The sequence below is a fragment of the Streptomyces sp. NPDC005423 genome (genome assembly GCF_040606415.1).
Classification (GTDB): domain Bacteria; phylum Actinomycetota; class Actinomycetes; order Streptomycetales; family Streptomycetaceae; genus Streptomyces.
In genome coordinates this window covers 19,602-35,599 of sequence record NZ_JBEXET010000004.1, presented here as the reverse complement: position 1 = coordinate 35,599, position 15,998 = coordinate 19,602, and the positions used below count along the sequence as shown (strand labels likewise).

The following is a 15,998-nucleotide window of genomic DNA, read 5'->3' as shown; positions in this document are numbered from 1 at the left end:
TCCGTTTACCGCAGGTCGTCCGGTCCTTCGTCTGGGTCCATCTGTATCCATCTGTATCCATCTGTGTCCGTCTGCGTCCAGCGGGCCGGGGAGTCAGGCAGTGGCTCCCCGGCCCGGGGAGCCGAGAAGAGGGTACTTAAAAGATCCAGTGGGTCGGCTGTCATCCGCGTCTTCTCCGACCGCTGGTCGCCTTGGCGAGAGGCGGCGCACTCAGGCCCCCAGCATGTTCAACCCACCGTCGACGGCGATCAGTTGACCCGTCATGAAACGCGCCCCCGTGCTGGCCAGGAACACCATCACCGGCCCGAGATCCGTGTGCGGATCGCCCAGCTCACCCCGGAGCGGCATCGTCGTCCGCAACCGCTCCTTGACCATCGCGGCACCCTCCTGGCCCAGGTGTTCCCACAGGCGTTCGGCGCCCCTCGTGCTGACCGCCGGCGCCAGGGCGTTGACGGTCACCCCGAACCTTCCCCACGCCGCGGCCACGGAACGGGTCCACGCGTGGACGCCGGCCTTCGCCACCGCGTAATGCGGCGCCATGGGATTCCCGCGGACACCCTCCGCGGATCCAAGGTTGATGATCTGCCCGCCACCGTCACGCATGTGCGCGAACGCCACTTGGTTGGTGATGATCGTCGACCGGAGGTTGGCGTCGATGACCAGGTCCAGCTCGTCCTCGGAGAGCGACTCTGGCGTGCTCGGCCGCCAGGTACCCGCCGCATGCAGCAGCACGTCGACACCGCCGAGAACCGACGCGGCCCGGTCGAGCGCGGCGTCCACCGAGGCGCGGTCGCGGGCGTCGCACGGCACCCACTCGCACCGTTCCTTGAGGTCGTCCGGAGGTGGCGTGGTGTGGAAGAGGCCGACCACCTCGGCCCCTGCCGCGAGGAACGACGTCACGGCCGCCGCGCCGATGCCACTGGCCGCTCCCGACACCACCGCCCGCCGTCCGGCCAGCGGGAGGCCCGCCGACGCGGCTTCGTCGGGGCCGCTCACGACGCGGCCTCGAAACGCGGGCAGGCGTCGAGGGCCGGGACGGACTCACGGCCCACCCCCTCGACGCGCGCGCCCGTGGGCTCCGCACGGGGGACGAAGAGCGCCGACGCGCCGCATGGTCGCGGTGTTCGCGCTCCTGCCCCTCGGTGAGCCGACGGCCGGGCATCCACGGCTTCCATCACGTCCGCACTCCCTTGTCGCGTCGTGACCCCAGAAGCCGGAGCGGGCCCTGCCGACCCGCGCGCCCTCCCGAGACCGGACACACTCTATCCACGGCTCCGCGAATTGGGTACACCCAATTCCCGATTCAGGTCACGGTGTCCGTGCGGTGTGTCCGTGCGGTGTGTCCGTGCGGTGTGTCCGTGCGGTGTCCGCGCGGTGTCCGCGCGGTCTCTGTCCGAGGTGTGCGGTACAGGCGTCAGGAGAACCGGTACGCGCCAAGTCGTGGACGGCGGGGCTCACGGCCCCGTCTCCCTTCCGGACGCCTGTCGGCCGTAGAGCCATCGCGTACCGGTGCGCCCGTTTATGCGGACGCTTCGGCAGGCTTCCGGGTCGCTCAGCTCAGGATCGACGAACGGAAGCCTCGCGAGGACCCACGACGGGATCAGACGGTGAGGACGAGCTTGCCCTGGAGGTGACCGGCGTCGAGCAGCCGGTGCGCGTCGGCGACGCGGTCGAACGGGAACGTCTCCTGCACGTGGACCCGGAGCCTGCCCTGCTCGACGAGTTCGACGAGACCTCGCAGGGCGACCGGATCGGGGCCGACCGCGATGCCGCTGAAGCGCATGCCGGCCGCCTCGTACCGGGCGACGAGCTCCATATCCTCCTCGGCGACCGCCGTCACCAAGTGACCTCCGGGGCGCAGCACTTGGAGCGATCGCTCGACGGTGTCGCCGCCGACCGTGTCGAGCACGAGGTCGATGTCGCGGACCGCCTCGGTGAAGTCGACCGCCGTGTAGTCGATCACCTCGTCGGCGCCGAACCCCTCGACGAACTTCCGCTTGCTCGCGCCGGCGGTCGCGATCACGTGCGCGCCGAGCGCTTTCGCGATCTGGACCGCGACGTGGCCGACCCCGCCGCCGCTGCCGTGGACCAGGACGCGGTCGCCCTCGGTCACCCCGCCGAGGTCGACGAGGCCCTGCCACGCCGTCAGCCCGACGACCGGCAGGGCCGCCGCCTCGACGTGCGAGAGCGACGCCGGCTTGCGGACCAGGTGCAGCGCCGGGGCCGACACGACCTCGGCGTACGCGTTCGCCGCCCGTGGGAACAGAGGCATCCCGAACACCTCGTCGCCGGGCCTCAACGGCGACGTCTGCGTCTGCGTCTGCGTCTGCGGAGCCTCCTCGACCACGCCGCTGATGTCCCAGCCGAGGATGAACGGCGGCCGGCCGATCAGCGGGAACTCACCGGCGCGCAGGCGCGCTTCGAGCGGGTTCAGCCCGATCGCCTTGACGCGGACGAGGACGTCGGTCGGGAGGGGCCGGGGCTCGGGCGCGTCCACGATGGTGAGCACCTCGGGACCGCCGAGCGTCTGCTGGGTGATGACTCGCATGGCTCTCCTGGCTTCGAAGGGGGGAGAACCCAGGCTATGTTTTCGACAGGAACCAGCAGGTACCTTAGGCGCCATGAGCGGTTTCGGTCCCGGTGATCCCTTCCTCGCCGACTGTCCGGCGCGTCTGGCGGTCGAACTCATCGCCGACAAGTGGACGGTGGTCGTGCTCTACGGCCTCAGCAGGGGACCGGTCCGCCATGGCGAACTGATCGAGCTGATCGGCGGCATCTCCCGCAAGGTGCTCACCCAGACGCTCCGCCGACTCGAAGCGCACGGACTCATCCGCCGCCACGCCTACGCCGAGGTGCCGCCCCGCGTCGAGTACGAGCTCACCTCGCTCGGGGCGACGCTGATCGACCCGATCCATGTGCTGACCGAGTGGGCGAGGGCGAACGGCGACGAGGTGCTCGACGCGCTCGACGCCCATCCCGAGCCGCTCGCCCACAGCGACTGAGGCCCCCGCGGCTCCAACTGGCTGACCATAGAAGACACCGTCTACGGTGTGTCGATGGCTGACTATCTGCCGCCTGGTGGCGTCTTGCTCGACGTGGACGAACTGACCGCCCGGTGGGCGGACGCCTGGCGGCCGGGACAGGTCGCCGAGCGGTTGGCCGGGGTCCGGACTCCCTGGTGTGTCGCGGCGGGGTGGGCGCTGGACCTGTTCCGCGGTGCCCAGTCGCGGCCGCACGATGACCTGGAGATCGCGGTCCCCGCAGCGGGATTCACCGAGATCCGGAACCGATTCCCCGAGTACGCCTGCGATGCCGTGGGAGCGGGACGGGTGTGGGCGGCGGCGGGAACCGAGGCGCTGACGGCGACCCACCAGACGTGGCTCCGGGATCCGGCGAGCGGCCAGTTCCTCTTCGATGTCTTCCGTGAGCCGCACGAGGGCGGGACCTGGATCTGCCGGCGGGACGAGAGCCTGCGGCTGCCCTACGACGCGGTTGTCGAGCGGTCCGCCCACGGAATCCCCTACCTGGTACCGGAGTTGGTGCTGCTCTTCAAAGCGAAGGCGCCGCGGCCCAAGGACCAGGCGGATTTCGAGGGGGTGCTGCCGTTGCTGAGCCGGGCCCGCCGAGTGCTCCTCGCGGAGTGGCTGGAGCGCATGCGTCCCGACCATCCGTGGCTGGTGAAGCTGTCGGGGTGAGGGGTGACCGGTCGTCTCCTCCGGCCGCCCGGCCAGAGGAGTTGGCATCGCTCGCCGCCGCCCGTTTCAGGGTGGTGAAAGCGTCCTGAAACCGCGCTGAATGCGGCATGGCGCAACCTCTGCGGCATGACGACAACGACAGCGCACTCTCCCGCCATCACGGCCGAGGGGCTGCGGAAGGCGTACGGGAACAAGACCGTCCTCGACGGCATCGACCTGGCGGTGCCGACCGGATCCGTGTTCGCGCTGCTCGGTCCGAACGGAGCCGGCAAGACCACCGTGGTGAAGATCCTCTCCACCCTCGTCACAGCCGACGCCGGCGTTCTGCGGGTCGGCGGTCACGACCTGGCCGCCGACCCGCGGGCCGTGCGCGCCGCGATCGGGGTCACCGGCCAGTTCTCCGCCGTAGACGGCCTGATCACCGGCGAGGAGAACATGCTCCTCATGGCCGACCTGCACCTGCTCTCCCGCGCCGAGGGCCGCCGTACCACCGCGGAACTCCTGGACCGCTTCGACCTGGTGGAGGCCGCGAAGAAGCCAGTCGCCACCTACTCGGGCGGCATGAAGCGCCGTCTCGACCTCGCCATGACGCTGGTCGGCAACCCGCGGATCATCTTCCTCGACGAGCCGACGACCGGCCTCGACCCGCGCAGCCGCCACAACATGTGGGGGATCATCCGCGAGTTGGTCTCCGGTGGCGTCACCGTCTTCCTCACCACCCAGTACTTGGAGGAGGCCGACGAACTCGCCGACCGCATCGCGGTGTTGGACAACGGCAGGATCGTCGCCCAGGGCAGCGCCGACGAGTTGAAGCGACTCGTCCCGGACGGCCACGTACGACTCCGCTTCACCGACCCGTCGGCGTACGAGGCAGCCGCCGTCGCGTTGCGCGAAGTCACCCGCGACGACGAGGCGTTGACGCTCCAGATCCCCAGCGACGGCAGCCAGCGCGAGCTGCGTTCCGTCCTCGACCGGCTGGACTCGGCCGGCGTCGAAGCGGACGAACTGACCGTGCACACCCCCGACCTCGACGACGTGTTCTTCGCCCTGACCGGCCCTGCCGACGTCACCGACCAGTCCAAGGAGAACGTCCGATGAGCTCCCTCTCCCTCGCCGTACGCCACTCGCACACGATGCTGCGCCGCAACCTGCTGCACGTACGGCGCTACCCTTCCATGACCCTGAACCTGCTGCTCACGCCGATCATGCTGTTGCTGCTCTTCGTCTACATCTTCGGCGATGTGATGAGCGCGGGCATCGGTGGCGGCGGCGCCGACCGTTCCGAGTACATCGCCTACATCGTCCCCGGCCTGTTGATGATGACCATCGGCAGCACCGTCATCGGGGCCGCGGTGTCGATCTCCACGGACATGGCCGAGGGCCTCATCGCCCGCTTCCGTACGATGGCGGTCTACCGCGGTTCCGTGATCATCGGGCACGTCGTCGGCAGTGTGGTGCAGTCGATCGCCAGTGTCGTCCTCGTCGGTGCCGTCGCCGTGGGCATCGGCTTCAGGTCCACGGGTGCCACGCCCCTGGAGTGGCTGGCGGCGTTCGGGTTGCTCGTCCTGTTCTCGCTGGCCCTCACCTGGATCGCGGTCGGGCTGGGCATGGCCGGCCCGAACCCCGAGGCGGCCGGCAACATGGCCATGCCGCTGATCCTCCTCCCGCTCATCTCCAGCGCCTTCATCCCGGCCGACACGATGCCCGGCTGGTTCCAGCCGATCGCCGAGTACCAGCCGTTCACGCCGGCCATCGAGACCCTGCGCGGTCTGCTGCTCGGCACCGGGATCGGCGACAACTGGTGGATCGCCGTCGCCTGGTGCGTCGGCCTGACCGTGCTCGGCTACCGCTGGTCCATGGCCCAGTTCAACCGCGACCCGAAATGAGAGCGCGGGCTGCCTCCCGCAGCTCGTCCCGCTCCAGGGCGGCGTACTCCGACACCGCGTCGGCGTACGCCGCCCCGTCGGCGTTCCGCGCCGCCGTCCGGGCGCGGTCCGCCGACATCGTCGGCTGGAAGTCGCGCAGCACCCGCAGCCGTTCGGCCAGCGCGATCATCCGTACGGCATGCGCACCGGAGTCGGTGTCCGCGTTCGTGTTCGCGTCGGGGTGGTCCGAAGCGAGCCCCGCCATGCCGAGGGCGTGCAACACCGTCCCGAACAACGGGAGTTCGATCGGTGGTCCGGCCGGTCCGGAGAGCAGCGTCCGCAGCGCCTGCCGCAGCCGGTCGACCGGCTGCGCGACCGGCGCAAGCCGGCCGGCGTGTGCGTGCGCCGTCACCGCCGCCGCCCCGACCTGCAAGGCCAACGGGTCGAGCCAGGGGTCGCCTCCATGCGGCGGACCGGACTCGTGCATGCGCTCCAACGCGCCTCGCCACAGGCCGAGTCCGACCTCCGTCAGCCCGCGGGCGAGCGCGATCTCGGCACGCTCGCCGAGGTCGTGCCCGTAGAACGTGTCCTGGGGCGAGGTGTTGTCGCTCTCCGCCTGCCGCAGCCAGTACTCGGCCTCGTCGGGGTCGCCGCGCTGGAGGCAGGCGAGGACGAGGAGCCGCCGGACGAAGAGGTAGTCGTGACCGTCGCCGAGCCGCGGCAGCACCTTGAGCACCGCCATGAGCTGCCCGTAGGCTTCCTCGCCCTGCCCTGTCCGCAGGCACAGTTCGCTCAGCCGGGAGTGCCCCATGAGCCGCGTGGACGGATTGTCGGCCGGAGCCAGAGCGGTGATGCTGCGGCGGGCCGACGCGAGCGCGCGGTCGATGTCGTGCTCGTACTCCCACACGTAGGTGGCGACGCTCTCGGCGATGCCGGCGACCAGCGACGACCTGCCGTTGCCGCTGTCGCTGCCGCAGAGCTTGTTGAGTACCTCGTAGTCGGGAGGGAGCATTTCGGGGACCGCGCTCAGCACGGTCGCGGCGGCGCGCAGCAGTGTGTCCGGCGGAGCCGTGGGCAGCCGTCGCAGAGTGACCAACTGCCGTACGGCGACCGGCCCGTGGCCCATGAAGAGAGCCGTCGTGCACAACACCGCGGCAGCCCGGGCGACTTCGACGTGTTCGGGCTCGGGGCGATAGTGCGAGAGGAGCGGGCCGGTGTCCGCGGCGAGGGCGGCGAGGCGGGGAAAACCGGAGTCGTTGGACCACAGGGAGGCGAGGACGGCAGTCAGGGCGGCGACGGTGGGGCCGTCCGAACGGGTGAGGGCGCGTCGCAGGGCGAGCACGAGGTTGTCCTGCTCGACCTTGACCCGCTCCCTGGCGGCCAGCGGTTCCGAGCCGAAGAGCCAGTCGTGGTGTGTGACCCCGAACTCCCGTGCCCAGGCGATGAATTGGCCGGTCGCCCGGTCCTCCTCACCCGCCTCGGCACGCCGGGCCGCGCTGAACTCCCTTACGGTCTCCAGCATGCGGAACCGCACGCCGGCCGGGGTGTCGACGACGGTCAGCAGGGACTGATCGGCCAGTTGCTCCAGCAGCGTCAGCGCGTGCTCGCCCAGCACCCGCTCCGCCGCCTCGCCCGAGAAGCCGCCGGGGAAGACGGACAGCGTGCGCAGCGCCGCCCGGGCGTCCGCCGCGAGCAGGTTCCAGCTCCACTCCACGACCGCGTGCAGCGTGCGGTGGCGCTCCGGTACGTCCCGCGCACCGCCACGCAGCAACGCGAACCGGTCGCCGAGGCGGCGGGCTATCTCGGGCACCGAAAGCGCGCGGACCCGCGCCGCCGCCAACTCCACGGCGAGCGGCAGCCCGTCGAGGTGCCGGCAGAGTTCGGCCACCGCGTCCGGCGGCAGCTCCACGGCGGGCCGGGCGGCCCGGGCCCGCTGGGTGAACAGCTCGACGACGGTGCCGAGTTGGAGTTCCGGCAGCGCGTACACCGCCTCCGAGGTGAGGCCCAGCGGGGCCCGGCTGGTGGCGAGGATCCGTAGCTCCGCCGAGGACGCGACCAGGGCCTGTACGAGGGCGGCGGCGCCCCGGACGATCTGCTCGCAGTTGTCGAGGACGAGCAGGGCGGGCCCGGAGCCGAGCACGCCGAGGATGTTGGAGACCAGGTCGGCGGTGGCGTGGCCGCTCATCGCGCCGGACCGTCCCTCGCCCGCGCCCAGCGCGGAGGCCACCTCCACGGCCACGTCCTCGTCCGCCGTGACGCCGGCGAGCGGTACGAGGTAGACCACGCGCTGCTCGGCCCGGCGGCTGACGGCCTGTGCGAGCCGGGTCTTGCCGAGGCCGCCGGGACCGACGACGGTGACGGCGCGGGAGGAACGCAGCAGCCGCTCCACCGCCGCGATGTCCTCCGCCCGGCCGAGCAGCGGGTTGGGCTCGTGCGGCACCCCGTGCCTGACCGCAGGCGGCTCCCCGCGCAGCAACTCCGCTTGTACGGCCTTGAGTTCAGCGCCCGGTTCCGTGCCCAGCTCGTCGCGCAGCTCGCGGCGGTACGCCTCGAACCGCAGCAGCGCGGCGGACGGACCCGCTGTCGCCGCCTCGCCGCGCAGCAGCTCGGCGAGTACCTCCTCGTCGCGCGGATGCTTCACGGCGGCCACCGCCAGCGGGCCGGCCGCCTCCGCGGGCCGCCCGAGGCGGGCGAGCGCGAGCGCCCGCGCGCGGACCAACGCGCCCTGCACGGGCGCGCGTTCGGCGCGTAAAGCGGCTACGGGGTCGTCGCTGTCAGCGCCCCCGTCGGCAGTGCCCTGCCACAGCGCGAGGCCGGCCTCGGCCGCGGCCAGTGAGCCCGCGTGGTCCCCGGCCCTGGCCCGGTCCGCACTCACGGCGGCGTGCACCAGCAGGGCGGAGCTGTCGACCTGGTCCTCGGTGAGGGTCAGCCGGTATCCGGTCGGGGTGCTGACGAGGACGTCCGCGCCCAGCTGTGCCCGCGCCCTGGAGACGAGAACCTGTACCGCCTTGCCCGGCCGCTCCGGCAACTCGTCGGGCTGCCACAGCCCTGCCACGAGCCGCTCGACGCTGCACCCGGTGCGCAAGTCGCCCGCGAGCAGGGCGAGAAGCCTTCGGAGCCGGGGCGCGGTGACCTCCCGCCCGCGATAGGCGACACGTGGCAGCAGGGTCAGGTCGGTGGTCACCCGTGCAGGTTAAGGCCTGTCCGGCGGAGTAGGTCGAACACCCGGTGAGCGCCCCACTGCCGAACAGGGACCGGCGCCGGAGAGCCCACGCCCGGAGCGCTTGGCGGACCCACGGGGCCGTCGTGGCAGGCCAGTTGCCGCCTGGCTGCGGGGCGCGGCGGGTGGTGGTGGCTCAGCCTTCCAGGTAGGCGAGTACGGCGAGGACACGGCGGTTGTCGTCCTCGGACGGTTCGAGTCCGAGTTTGGCGAAGATGTTGTAGCTGTGCTTGCTGACGGTCTTCTCGCTGACGAACATCCGTGCCGCGATGGCGGCGGGAGCGTCCCGGATCAGCGAGGACGGCAGGACCGCCTACGCGACCGTGACGTTCGACGCGCGGGCCGACCGGATACCCGCCCCCGATGTCACCCGAGTCATCGACACGGCCCAGGCCGCGCGCCGCCGATCTGCGGGTGGAACTCGGCGGCCAGGCCATCAGCTCGGCGGCCGAGGGCAAGACGCAGAGCACCGAGGCGATCGGGCTGATCGGCGCCGGCCTCATCCTCTTCGTCGCCTTCGGCTCCCTGCCGGGCATGCTCCTGCCCCTGCTGGTGGCGATCGCCGCGCTCGGCGCCGGCCTGCTCGCCGTCGGGCTGACCTCGCACGTGCTGGCGCTGGGCTCCGACGCCCCGACGGTCGCGGCCCTCATCGGGCTGGGAGTCGGCATCGACTACGCCCTGTTCATCGGCACCCGCTACAGGACCGGGCTGCGCACCGGTCTGGCACCCGAGCAGGCGGCGGTACGCGCGCTGGACACCTCCGGGCGGGCGGTGGTCTTCGCCGGGCTCACCGCCGTCACCGCGCTCCTCGGCCTGCTCGTCCAGCGGATCGGCCCGCTCACCGGGATGGGGATCAGCGCCGCCACAGCCGTACTGTGCAGGAAACGGTGCGGACGGCGGTTCCCGACCACCGGGGCGTGGCAACCACCGTGAGCCGAACGGTGGCGGAGCCGCCGTCCCGTCCCGAACCTCCGCTACGACAGGACAGCACCCCGCGCGCCCCGAAGTGGGTGGCCGTGGCGTACCTCTGGTGGCTCTTCCTCGGCCTGTGCGGCGTGCACCACTTCTATCTCGGCAGGACCGGCCGCGGGCTGCTGCGCCTGTGCACCCTGGGTGTCTGCGGGCTGGGCTGGCTGGCCGACGCCTTCACCCTGCCCCACCAGGTCCGCGACGCGAACGCCCGCATCGCCGGTAAGAACGTCGGACCCCGGGCCGACGCCCCCGCGGGCCCGGCTCTGAACGACGCCGTCCGCTGACCGACGGATGTGCCGATCGGCACAGTGGCCCCTGGCCGCCGCCGGCAGTCGACGCTCGGTTTCCTCGTGGCACGTGTGCGGTCGGGCCGCGTACGCTCCGCTCCATCGGCAGAAGGAGGCAGGGCATGGTGGCGACGGACGAGCCGTTCCGGATATCGGTCGACGGTGAGGAGTTCGAGGTCAGGCAGCCGCAGGACAGCCCGGGTACCTACCACTTCACCTGGCTGACCGGCCCCGACCCCCAGTACGGGTTCGGGTTCCGCAGCCACCCTCCCGTACGGGTCGACCGGGCCGAACTCGAAGAAGCCGTACGGGAGTTCCTCTCGCAGGTGGACACCGGCACCGGGTTCATCGAGTGAGCCGGGCCCCGGGAACGGCGGGGGACCGGTCGCCGATCAGCAGCTGAAGGCGGCCCAGCCGGTCCGCCGACTCCGTCCCCGGCACCGGTTGCAGGATGAGCAGCCGTTGCCGGGACAGCGGGCTGGCGAGGATCAGGCAGTCCAGATCGAGACGCCCGACCCGCGGGTCGACGACGATCTTGGTCGAGCAGTGCAGCGTCGACACCCGGTGCTGTTCCCACATCCCGGCGAACTCCGCACTTGCGTCGCGCAGGTCGCAGACGAGGGTCGCGGCGGCGGGATCGTGGCCGCGCTGGGCGAGGTTGACGCGGAGGTCGGCCACGTACGACAGGCCGGTCGCCTCCTCCTCCTGCGGCGACGCCGAGCGGAGCACGGAACGCCAGTGCGCGGAGGTGAACCAGTGCCAGGTCAGGTTCCGTTCGTGGCCGGGCCGATCGACGAACGAGCCGAACAGCGCGACGTTCAAAGGGTTCTGAGCGACGACGTTGGAGAGGTCGTCGGAGATGAAGGCCGGTGTCGTGGCCGCTATCGCGTCCAGCGTGTACGACAGTCCCGGATCGATGTAGTCCGGCGGTTCGGCCGACGCCGGAGGTGCCTGTCCCGCGAGCAGGTACAGGTGACTTCGCTCGTCGGGTGTCAGCCGTAGGGCCGTCGCGAGTCCCGCGAGCATGGAGGCCGACGGCTGAGGGCCACGCGCCTGCTCAAGGCTCTCGTAGTAGGCCGTGGACATGTGGGCCAGCGCCGCCACCTCGTCGCGGCGCAGCCCGGGAGTACGACGTCGAGTGCCGGGATCCACTCCCATGTCTTCCGGGCGCAGGGCCTCTCGGCGTCGCCGGAGGAAGTCGCCGAACTGGATCCGGTCCGTCGTCTGCGTGCCCGGCGCGGGCCTCCACTCCGGGTCCGCACCGGCGGTCCGAGCCTGGGCCGTGCCGAGAGGTTGCTCCATGGAGTGCATCGTCGCACTGGGACCCGCGCGCCGTGAAAGCCGACCGTCCTGCCGCGGGCGCCGCCCGGTTTATCCACCGGTCATCACTACGTGGCTGAGCCGTTTCGCCAACCCCGAGGTGCGCATAGCGTGCTGTCGCGAGACGGGCGCGACCCGTTCGACCCGGGCGCCGCCCGGCTCCGTACCTCGATGAACGCACCTCGATGAATCAGGAAGTAAGCATGAACTCCGCGACACCCGTCGTCCTCGTCCACGGCTTCTGGCACGGAAGTTGGTGCTGGAGTCCGGTCACCGAGCAACTCGCCGCGCGTGGCGTTGCCGCGGTCGCCGTGGACTTGGACGGCCACGGGCTCAAGAGCCGCTCGCCGGGCTCTCGTTGGGGGCGCCCGTTCGTCTCCGCGGAGTTCGCCGTGGAGCCCTCGCCGGTGGCCGGGGTCACGGCGTCCTCGGCCGCCGCGAGCCTGGTCGAGCAGGTACGGCGCATCGGCAACGGCCGGCCGTGTCTCGTCGTAGCGCACAGTATGGGCGGCGTGGTGGCCACCGCCGCCGCCGAACTGGCACCGGAACTGTTCGCCGGACTCATGTACGTCTCCGCCTTCGCCCCGGTCAACGGCATGCCGGCCGGGCAGTACACCTTCCTGCCGGAGAGCGCGGGGGAGCAGGTGGCGAGCAACCTTGCCGCGGACCCCGCCTCGGTCGGCGCGCTGCGCTACGACACGGGTGACAGCCTGCGGCGTGCGGCCATCCGCAGCACCTTCTACAACGACGACGTGGACGAAGCGACCGCCGAGGCGGCGATCTCGCTGCTGACCGCGGACGCGCCCGCCGGTATCGCGGGTGAGTCATTCACGGTCACTGCCGAACGCTATGGGTCGGTCCCGCACAGCTACGTCATCTGCACCAGGGACAACGCCGTACGGCCCGCACTCCAGCGTCTCATCGTCGGCGAGATCGACGCCGTCTCGGCCAGGCCGACGGCAGTCGTCGAACTCGACAGTTCCCACTCGCCGTTCCTCTCGCAGCCGAGCGTTCTCGCCGACCTCATCACCTCGACGCACGAAGCGACGCTCCAGGACGACCGGCTGCACACCACCGGCGTCTGACCCGGTCACAGCGCAGGCCCGGCACCGGCCCGGCTGAGGTCCGGCACCGGCCCGGAGCCGGGTCCGCCCGTACCACCATGGCGTGCGCCGCCACCACGAGCGGGGGGTGCGGCACCGGCCGGCCAGGCGCCGCCCTCCCCCCGGTCACAGGAACGAGCCCCCGGAGGCGTCGACGCACTGGCCTGTCACCCAGCGCGAGTCGTCCGAGGCGAGGAAGGCGACGATGTCCGCCACATCCTGGGGCCACCCCATCCTCCCGAACACCGAGTACGCCGCATGAGCGGCCTCGTCCTCGGGTGCGCACCAGCGCTTCTTGTTCATCTCCGTCTTCACGAACCCGGGCGTCACGGCGTTCACCGTGATGTGCCGGGGCCCCAGTTCCCGGGCGAGTGCCCTGGTGAGGGCTTCGAGCGCGGCCTTCGCCATCGAGTAGGCGACCGACTCGGGGAAAGCGACCCGCGTGGCCGCCGAGCTGATGTTGATGATGCGGCCCGCGTCACGCAACCGCTCCAGCGCCTGCTGGATGAGGAACAGCGGCGCCTTGGCATGCACCGCCATGAGCCGGTCGAAGTCCTGCGGCTGTACGGCCGCGATCCCGCCGGGGATGTTGAATCCCGCGTTGTTGACCAGGATGTCCAGCTCCGAAGGCTCACCCCGCTCCCGCAGGCACGCGTCCAGCCGCTCGTACAGCGCCGACGCGTCACCGGGCTGCCCCAATACGGCGGACAGGGCGAAGGCGCGCCCGCCGCTGTCGGTGATGAGCCCCACGGTCTCGCGCGCGGCGCCCTCCCGGTGCCCGTAGTGCACGGCGACCAACGCCCCGTCGGCGGCGAGGCGTTGGGCTATCGCCCGGCCGATTCCCCGCCCCCCGCCGGTGACCAGCGCGACCTTGCCCGTCAGATTCCCCATCGTCCCCCCAGGACCACAGCTCAGCCGTACCACGCCGACTCGCGGGCCCAGTCTGGCCCACCCGTGCCCCCTCACGGGACACGCGGGGCGACGGGCCGGCCCCGTCCACCACCCTCACCGACGGCACCCCTTCACCGTCGGTTCAGCACTCTCCTCGCGTCCGCGGCTCACGTGGTCGACGGTCTCAACGGCCCATACGGCGCGGCTCGTTGGGGAGGGTCAGCGCCAGCCGAGCTCCGGGGCGACGAGGGTCAGGATGTTTTCGAGTACCCGCGCGTTGTAGTCGACCCCGAGCTGGTTGGGCACGGTCAGCAGCAGGGTGTCGGCGGCGGCGATGGCCTCGTCTTCGGCGAGCTGCTTGACGAGCACATCGGGCTCGGCGGCGTACGACCGGCCGAAGATGCTGCGCGTGCCGGCATCGATGTAGCCGACCCGGTCCCGCGAGTCGCGGTCCCGCCCGAAGTAGGCGCGGTCCGTGTCGTCCACGAGCGGGAAGATGCTGCGGCTGACCGATACCCGCGGCCGGCGGGTGTGGCCCTGGGCGCGCCAGGCCTCGCGGTACACCTCGATCTGCTTGCGCTGCTGGACGTGGAGCGGCTCACCGCTCTCGTCGTCCTTGAGCGTCGAGCTCTGCAGGTTCATCCCCGTCCGGGCCGCCCACACCGCGGTGGCGTCCGAGCCGGAGCCCCACCAGATCCGGTCCCGCAGCCCCTCGGAGTGCGGCTCGATCCGCAGCAGCCCCGGCGGGTTGGCGAACATCGGACTGGGATCGGGCTCCGCGAACCCCTCGCCCTTGAGCACCCCGAGCAGCTCCTCGGTGTGCGCGCGGGCCATGTCCGCGTCGGTGCCGCCCTCCGGAGGGCGGTGGCCGAAGTGCCGCCAGCCGTCGATGACTTGCTCCGGTGAGCCCCGGCTGAGGCCGAGCTGGAGGCGGCCGCCGGAGATCAGGTCGGCCGCGCCCGCGTCCTCGGCCATGTACAGCGGGTTCTCGTAGCGCATGTCGATCACGCCGGTGCCGATCTCGATCCGGCTGGTGCGCGCGCCGATGGCGGCGAGCAGCGGGAACGGTGAGGCGTGCTGCCGGGCGAAGTGGTGCACCCGGAAGTAGGCACCGTCCGCTCCGAGCTCCTCCGCGGCCACCGCGAGCTCGATCGCCTGGAGCAGCGAGTCCGACGCGGAACGCGTCCGCGAGTGCGGTGATGGCGTCCAGTGTCCGAAGGACAGGAATCCGACCTTTTTCATACCGCTTTCAACAATGCGCGCTCGGATTCATTCCGATCTCCCTGGCGCGCCGCGTGTCCCGTGGGTCCTCACGTCACTTCGGCGTGAAGTGGACGAGCACCCGGCCGGTGTTGCTGTCGCGGACCTCGACCCGGTCGTAGAGCTTCCGGATGTGCTTCTGACCGAGGTAGGCCAGCACCCTGCCGCGGAGCTGGCCCGTTCCCTTCCCGGGGATGATCTCGGCGACGGGCTCTCCCAAGTGGTGTGCGCGGAGCAGGAACTGACGGAGCGCCAGATCGATGTCCCGGTTGTTGCGGAAGAGGGGATGCAGGTCCAGGCTCAGCACGGTGTCCGTCTCCTCGTGGTGGGGCGCCGGGGCGGCGCCGTCCGTTTCCATCGTCGGGGAACGCCGCCGCCCGGCACACCCCCTGCCCGGCAGCGGCCGACCGATCGTTACGTACGGTCCCCGACGGGGATGCCCAGTTGACCGGCGACGGCGGTGAGCGCGGGGCCCAGGGGAAGCGCCACCCGGGTGAGGGCGTGCGGGTCGCCCCGGGTGGGGTCCTGGTTCACGATCAGTACGGGCTTTCCCGCCCCGGCTGCCTGGCGGACGAACCGGAGCCCCGACATGACCGTCAGCGACGACCCCAGAACCAGCAGCGAGGCCGCCTCGCGGACCAGCTCGCGACAGTGCTCCACTCGCGCCGGGGGCACGGCTTCACCGAAGAACACCACGTCCGGTTTGAGTACGCCGCCGCACTGGGCGCAGGGCACCACGCGAAAGTCCCCGACCTGGTCGTCGGTGAGGTCGGCGTCACCGTCGGGGTTGATGGCGGCGGCCACCGGCGCGAAGCCCGGGTTGGCCTCCTCGAGCCGTCGGGCCAGTTCGCCGCGTGGGCTGTAGGCGCCGCAGGACAGGCAGACGACCCGGTCGAGACTTCCGTGGAGTTCCACGACGTGTTCGCTGCCGGCGGCTTGGTGCAGGCCGTCGACGTTCTGGGTGATCACGCCCGAGAGCGCGCCGTGTCGTCCGAACGCGGCCACGGCGCGGTGTCCGGCGTTGGGGCGGGCGCGCCCGAAGGTGCGCAGGCCGAGGTGGCTGCGCGCCCAGTAGCGGCGCCGGGCCTGGGCGCTGGCGGTGAAGTCCGGGTAGGTCATCGGGGTGTGCCGGGTCAGGCTGCCGCCCTTGCCCCGGTAGTCGGGGATGCCCGACTCCGTGGACAGGCCGGCCCCGCTGAGAACCAGCACCCCGCCGACGCTCAGCGCGTCGGCGACCGGTTCCAGATCCGTGGTGCCCGGCGGCAGGTCCTCGGGCGGGACCCAGCTCAGAGTGGGGCGCATGCGCATGCCGCAAGGGTACGCAACGGGCCGCCGTCATCGGGTCCCCGAGGGCAGGCCCGGGGCCCGGACGCCGGCGGCCGCCC

General features: G+C 71.6%; 16 protein-coding genes and 1 pseudogene. 8 read left to right on the top strand and 9 right to left on the bottom strand.

Annotated elements, in window-relative coordinates; translation table 11 throughout:
• Positions 1 to 210: 210 nt before the first annotated feature.
• Both ABZT12_RS07970 and ABZT12_RS07965 read right to left on the bottom strand, forming a co-directional pair.
• Complete coding sequence (locus tag ABZT12_RS07970; RefSeq protein ID WP_356379141.1) at positions 211 to 996, bottom strand: SDR family oxidoreductase; 786 nt, start codon at positions 994 to 996, stop codon at positions 211 to 213.
• A 604-nt stretch (positions 997 to 1,600) separates the two neighbouring features.
• Positions 1,601 to 2,548 (bottom strand): NADP-dependent oxidoreductase, encoded by a 948-nt coding sequence (locus ABZT12_RS07965; RefSeq protein ID WP_356379138.1) that lies wholly within the window; start codon positions 2,546 to 2,548, stop codon positions 1,601 to 1,603.
• A gap of 73 nt (positions 2,549 to 2,621) precedes the next feature.
• Between ABZT12_RS07965 and ABZT12_RS07960 the strand changes: the two genes are divergently transcribed.
• From ABZT12_RS07960 to ABZT12_RS07945, 4 genes are all read left to right on the top strand, one after another.
• Complete coding sequence (locus ABZT12_RS07960) at positions 2,622 to 3,002, top strand: helix-turn-helix domain-containing protein (RefSeq protein ID WP_356379135.1); 381 nt, start codon at positions 2,622 to 2,624, stop codon at positions 3,000 to 3,002.
• A gap of 54 nt (positions 3,003 to 3,056) precedes the next feature.
• Positions 3,057 to 3,695: a hypothetical protein gene (locus ABZT12_RS07955; protein WP_356379132.1), complete on the top strand. Its 639-nt coding sequence runs from the start codon at positions 3,057 to 3,059 to the stop codon at positions 3,693 to 3,695.
• Positions 3,696 to 3,821: 126 nt separating this feature from the next.
• Positions 3,822 to 4,793, top strand: a complete 972-nt coding sequence (locus ABZT12_RS07950) for an ATP-binding cassette domain-containing protein (protein WP_356379128.1) — start codon at positions 3,822 to 3,824, stop codon at positions 4,791 to 4,793.
• Positions 4,790 to 5,581 (top strand): ABC transporter permease, encoded by a 792-nt coding sequence (locus tag ABZT12_RS07945; protein WP_356379125.1) that lies wholly within the window; start codon positions 4,790 to 4,792, stop codon positions 5,579 to 5,581. Before ABZT12_RS07950 ends, ABZT12_RS07945 begins: the two co-directional genes overlap by 4 nt.
• Here ABZT12_RS07945 and ABZT12_RS07940 read toward each other — a convergent pair.
• Positions 5,562 to 8,744: a BTAD domain-containing putative transcriptional regulator gene (locus tag ABZT12_RS07940; RefSeq protein ID WP_356379122.1), complete on the bottom strand. Its 3,183-nt coding sequence runs from the start codon at positions 8,742 to 8,744 to the stop codon at positions 5,562 to 5,564. The genes ABZT12_RS07945 and ABZT12_RS07940 overlap by 20 nt on opposite strands.
• A 172-nt stretch (positions 8,745 to 8,916) precedes the next feature.
• Positions 8,917 to 9,057, bottom strand: a pseudogene (locus ABZT12_RS07935) (LuxR C-terminal-related transcriptional regulator); the annotation flags it as partial.
• A gap of 86 nt (positions 9,058 to 9,143) precedes the next feature.
• Between ABZT12_RS07935 and ABZT12_RS07930 the strand changes: the two are divergent.
• The 3 genes from ABZT12_RS07930 (at position 9,144) to ABZT12_RS07920 (ending at position 10,395) form a co-directional block, all read left to right on the top strand.
• Entirely contained in the window at positions 9,144 to 9,713 is a 570-nt protein-coding gene (locus ABZT12_RS07930; RefSeq protein ID WP_356379119.1) for an MMPL family transporter, read from the top strand.
• Positions 9,698 to 10,036: a TM2 domain-containing protein gene (locus ABZT12_RS07925; protein WP_356379116.1), complete on the top strand. Its 339-nt coding sequence runs from the start codon at positions 9,698 to 9,700 to the stop codon at positions 10,034 to 10,036. The genes ABZT12_RS07930 and ABZT12_RS07925 overlap by 16 nt, the downstream gene beginning before the upstream one ends.
• 125 nt (positions 10,037 to 10,161) lie before the next feature.
• Positions 10,162 to 10,395 (top strand): hypothetical protein, encoded by a 234-nt coding sequence (locus ABZT12_RS07920; RefSeq protein ID WP_356379113.1) that lies wholly within the window; start codon positions 10,162 to 10,164, stop codon positions 10,393 to 10,395.
• Here the strand turns inward: ABZT12_RS07920 and ABZT12_RS07915 are convergent.
• Positions 10,385 to 11,341 carry a helix-turn-helix transcriptional regulator gene (locus ABZT12_RS07915; RefSeq protein ID WP_356379110.1) on the bottom strand — a complete coding sequence of 319 codons (957 nt, stop codon included), beginning with the start codon at positions 11,339 to 11,341 and terminating at the stop codon, positions 10,385 to 10,387. The two genes, ABZT12_RS07920 and ABZT12_RS07915, sit on opposite strands and share 11 nt — an antisense overlap.
• Before the next feature lie 221 nt (positions 11,342 to 11,562).
• Here ABZT12_RS07915 and ABZT12_RS07910 point away from each other — a divergent pair, with 221 nt between their 5' ends.
• Positions 11,563 to 12,444, top strand: coding sequence for an alpha/beta hydrolase (locus ABZT12_RS07910; protein ID WP_356379107.1), 882 nt, complete (start codon positions 11,563 to 11,565; stop codon positions 12,442 to 12,444).
• A gap of 144 nt (positions 12,445 to 12,588) precedes the next feature.
• On the opposite strand, the gene ABZT12_RS07905 is transcribed toward ABZT12_RS07910, so the two are convergent.
• The 4 genes from ABZT12_RS07905 to ABZT12_RS07890 form a co-directional block, all read right to left on the bottom strand.
• Positions 12,589 to 13,353 (bottom strand): SDR family oxidoreductase, encoded by a 765-nt coding sequence (locus tag ABZT12_RS07905; RefSeq protein ID WP_356379104.1) that lies wholly within the window; start codon positions 13,351 to 13,353, stop codon positions 12,589 to 12,591.
• A 219-nt stretch (positions 13,354 to 13,572) separates the two neighbouring features.
• A complete protein-coding gene (locus ABZT12_RS07900; protein WP_356379101.1) occupies positions 13,573 to 14,595 on the bottom strand; it encodes an LLM class flavin-dependent oxidoreductase in 1,023 nt (340 codons plus the stop codon).
• A gap of 73 nt (positions 14,596 to 14,668) precedes the next feature.
• Entirely contained in the window at positions 14,669 to 14,971 is a 303-nt protein-coding gene (locus ABZT12_RS07895) for a Smr/MutS family protein (RefSeq protein WP_356379098.1), read from the bottom strand.
• 56 nt (positions 14,972 to 15,027) lie between these two features.
• Positions 15,028 to 15,921 carry an NAD-dependent protein deacetylase gene (locus ABZT12_RS07890; protein ID WP_356379095.1) on the bottom strand — a complete coding sequence of 298 codons (894 nt, stop codon included), beginning with the start codon at positions 15,919 to 15,921 and terminating at the stop codon, positions 15,028 to 15,030.
• Positions 15,922 to 15,998: the final 77 nt, after the last annotated feature.

Bases quoted from the DNA above. Each gene is read 5' to 3' on its own strand.
- ABZT12_RS07965 (WP_356379138.1), bottom strand. From the start codon at position 2,548: ATGCGAGTCATCACCCAGCAGACGCTCGGCGGTCCCGAGGTGCTCACC.
- ABZT12_RS07960 (WP_356379135.1), top strand. From the start codon at position 2,622: ATGAGCGGTTTCGGTCCCGGTGATCCCTTCCTCGCCGACTGTCCGGCG.
- ABZT12_RS07955 (WP_356379132.1), top strand. From the start codon at position 3,057: ATGGCTGACTATCTGCCGCCTGGTGGCGTCTTGCTCGACGTGGACGAA.
- ABZT12_RS07950 (WP_356379128.1), top strand. From the start codon at position 3,822: ATGACGACAACGACAGCGCACTCTCCCGCCATCACGGCCGAGGGGCTG.
- ABZT12_RS07945 (WP_356379125.1), top strand. From the start codon at position 4,790: ATGAGCTCCCTCTCCCTCGCCGTACGCCACTCGCACACGATGCTGCGC.
- ABZT12_RS07930 (WP_356379119.1), top strand. From the start codon at position 9,144: ATGTCACCCGAGTCATCGACACGGCCCAGGCCGCGCGCCGCCGATCTG.
- ABZT12_RS07920 (WP_356379113.1), top strand. From the start codon at position 10,162: ATGGTGGCGACGGACGAGCCGTTCCGGATATCGGTCGACGGTGAGGAG.
- ABZT12_RS07915 (WP_356379110.1), bottom strand. From the start codon at position 11,341: ATGGAGCAACCTCTCGGCACGGCCCAGGCTCGGACCGCCGGTGCGGAC.
- ABZT12_RS07910 (WP_356379107.1), top strand. From the start codon at position 11,563: ATGAACTCCGCGACACCCGTCGTCCTCGTCCACGGCTTCTGGCACGGA.
- ABZT12_RS07905 (WP_356379104.1), bottom strand. From the start codon at position 13,353: ATGGGGAATCTGACGGGCAAGGTCGCGCTGGTCACCGGCGGGGGGCGG.
- ABZT12_RS07900 (WP_356379101.1), bottom strand. From the start codon at position 14,595: ATGAAAAAGGTCGGATTCCTGTCCTTCGGACACTGGACGCCATCACCG.
- ABZT12_RS07895 (WP_356379098.1), bottom strand. From the start codon at position 14,971: ATGGAAACGGACGGCGCCGCCCCGGCGCCCCACCACGAGGAGACGGAC.
- ABZT12_RS07890 (WP_356379095.1), bottom strand. From the start codon at position 15,921: ATGCGCATGCGCCCCACTCTGAGCTGGGTCCCGCCCGAGGACCTGCCG.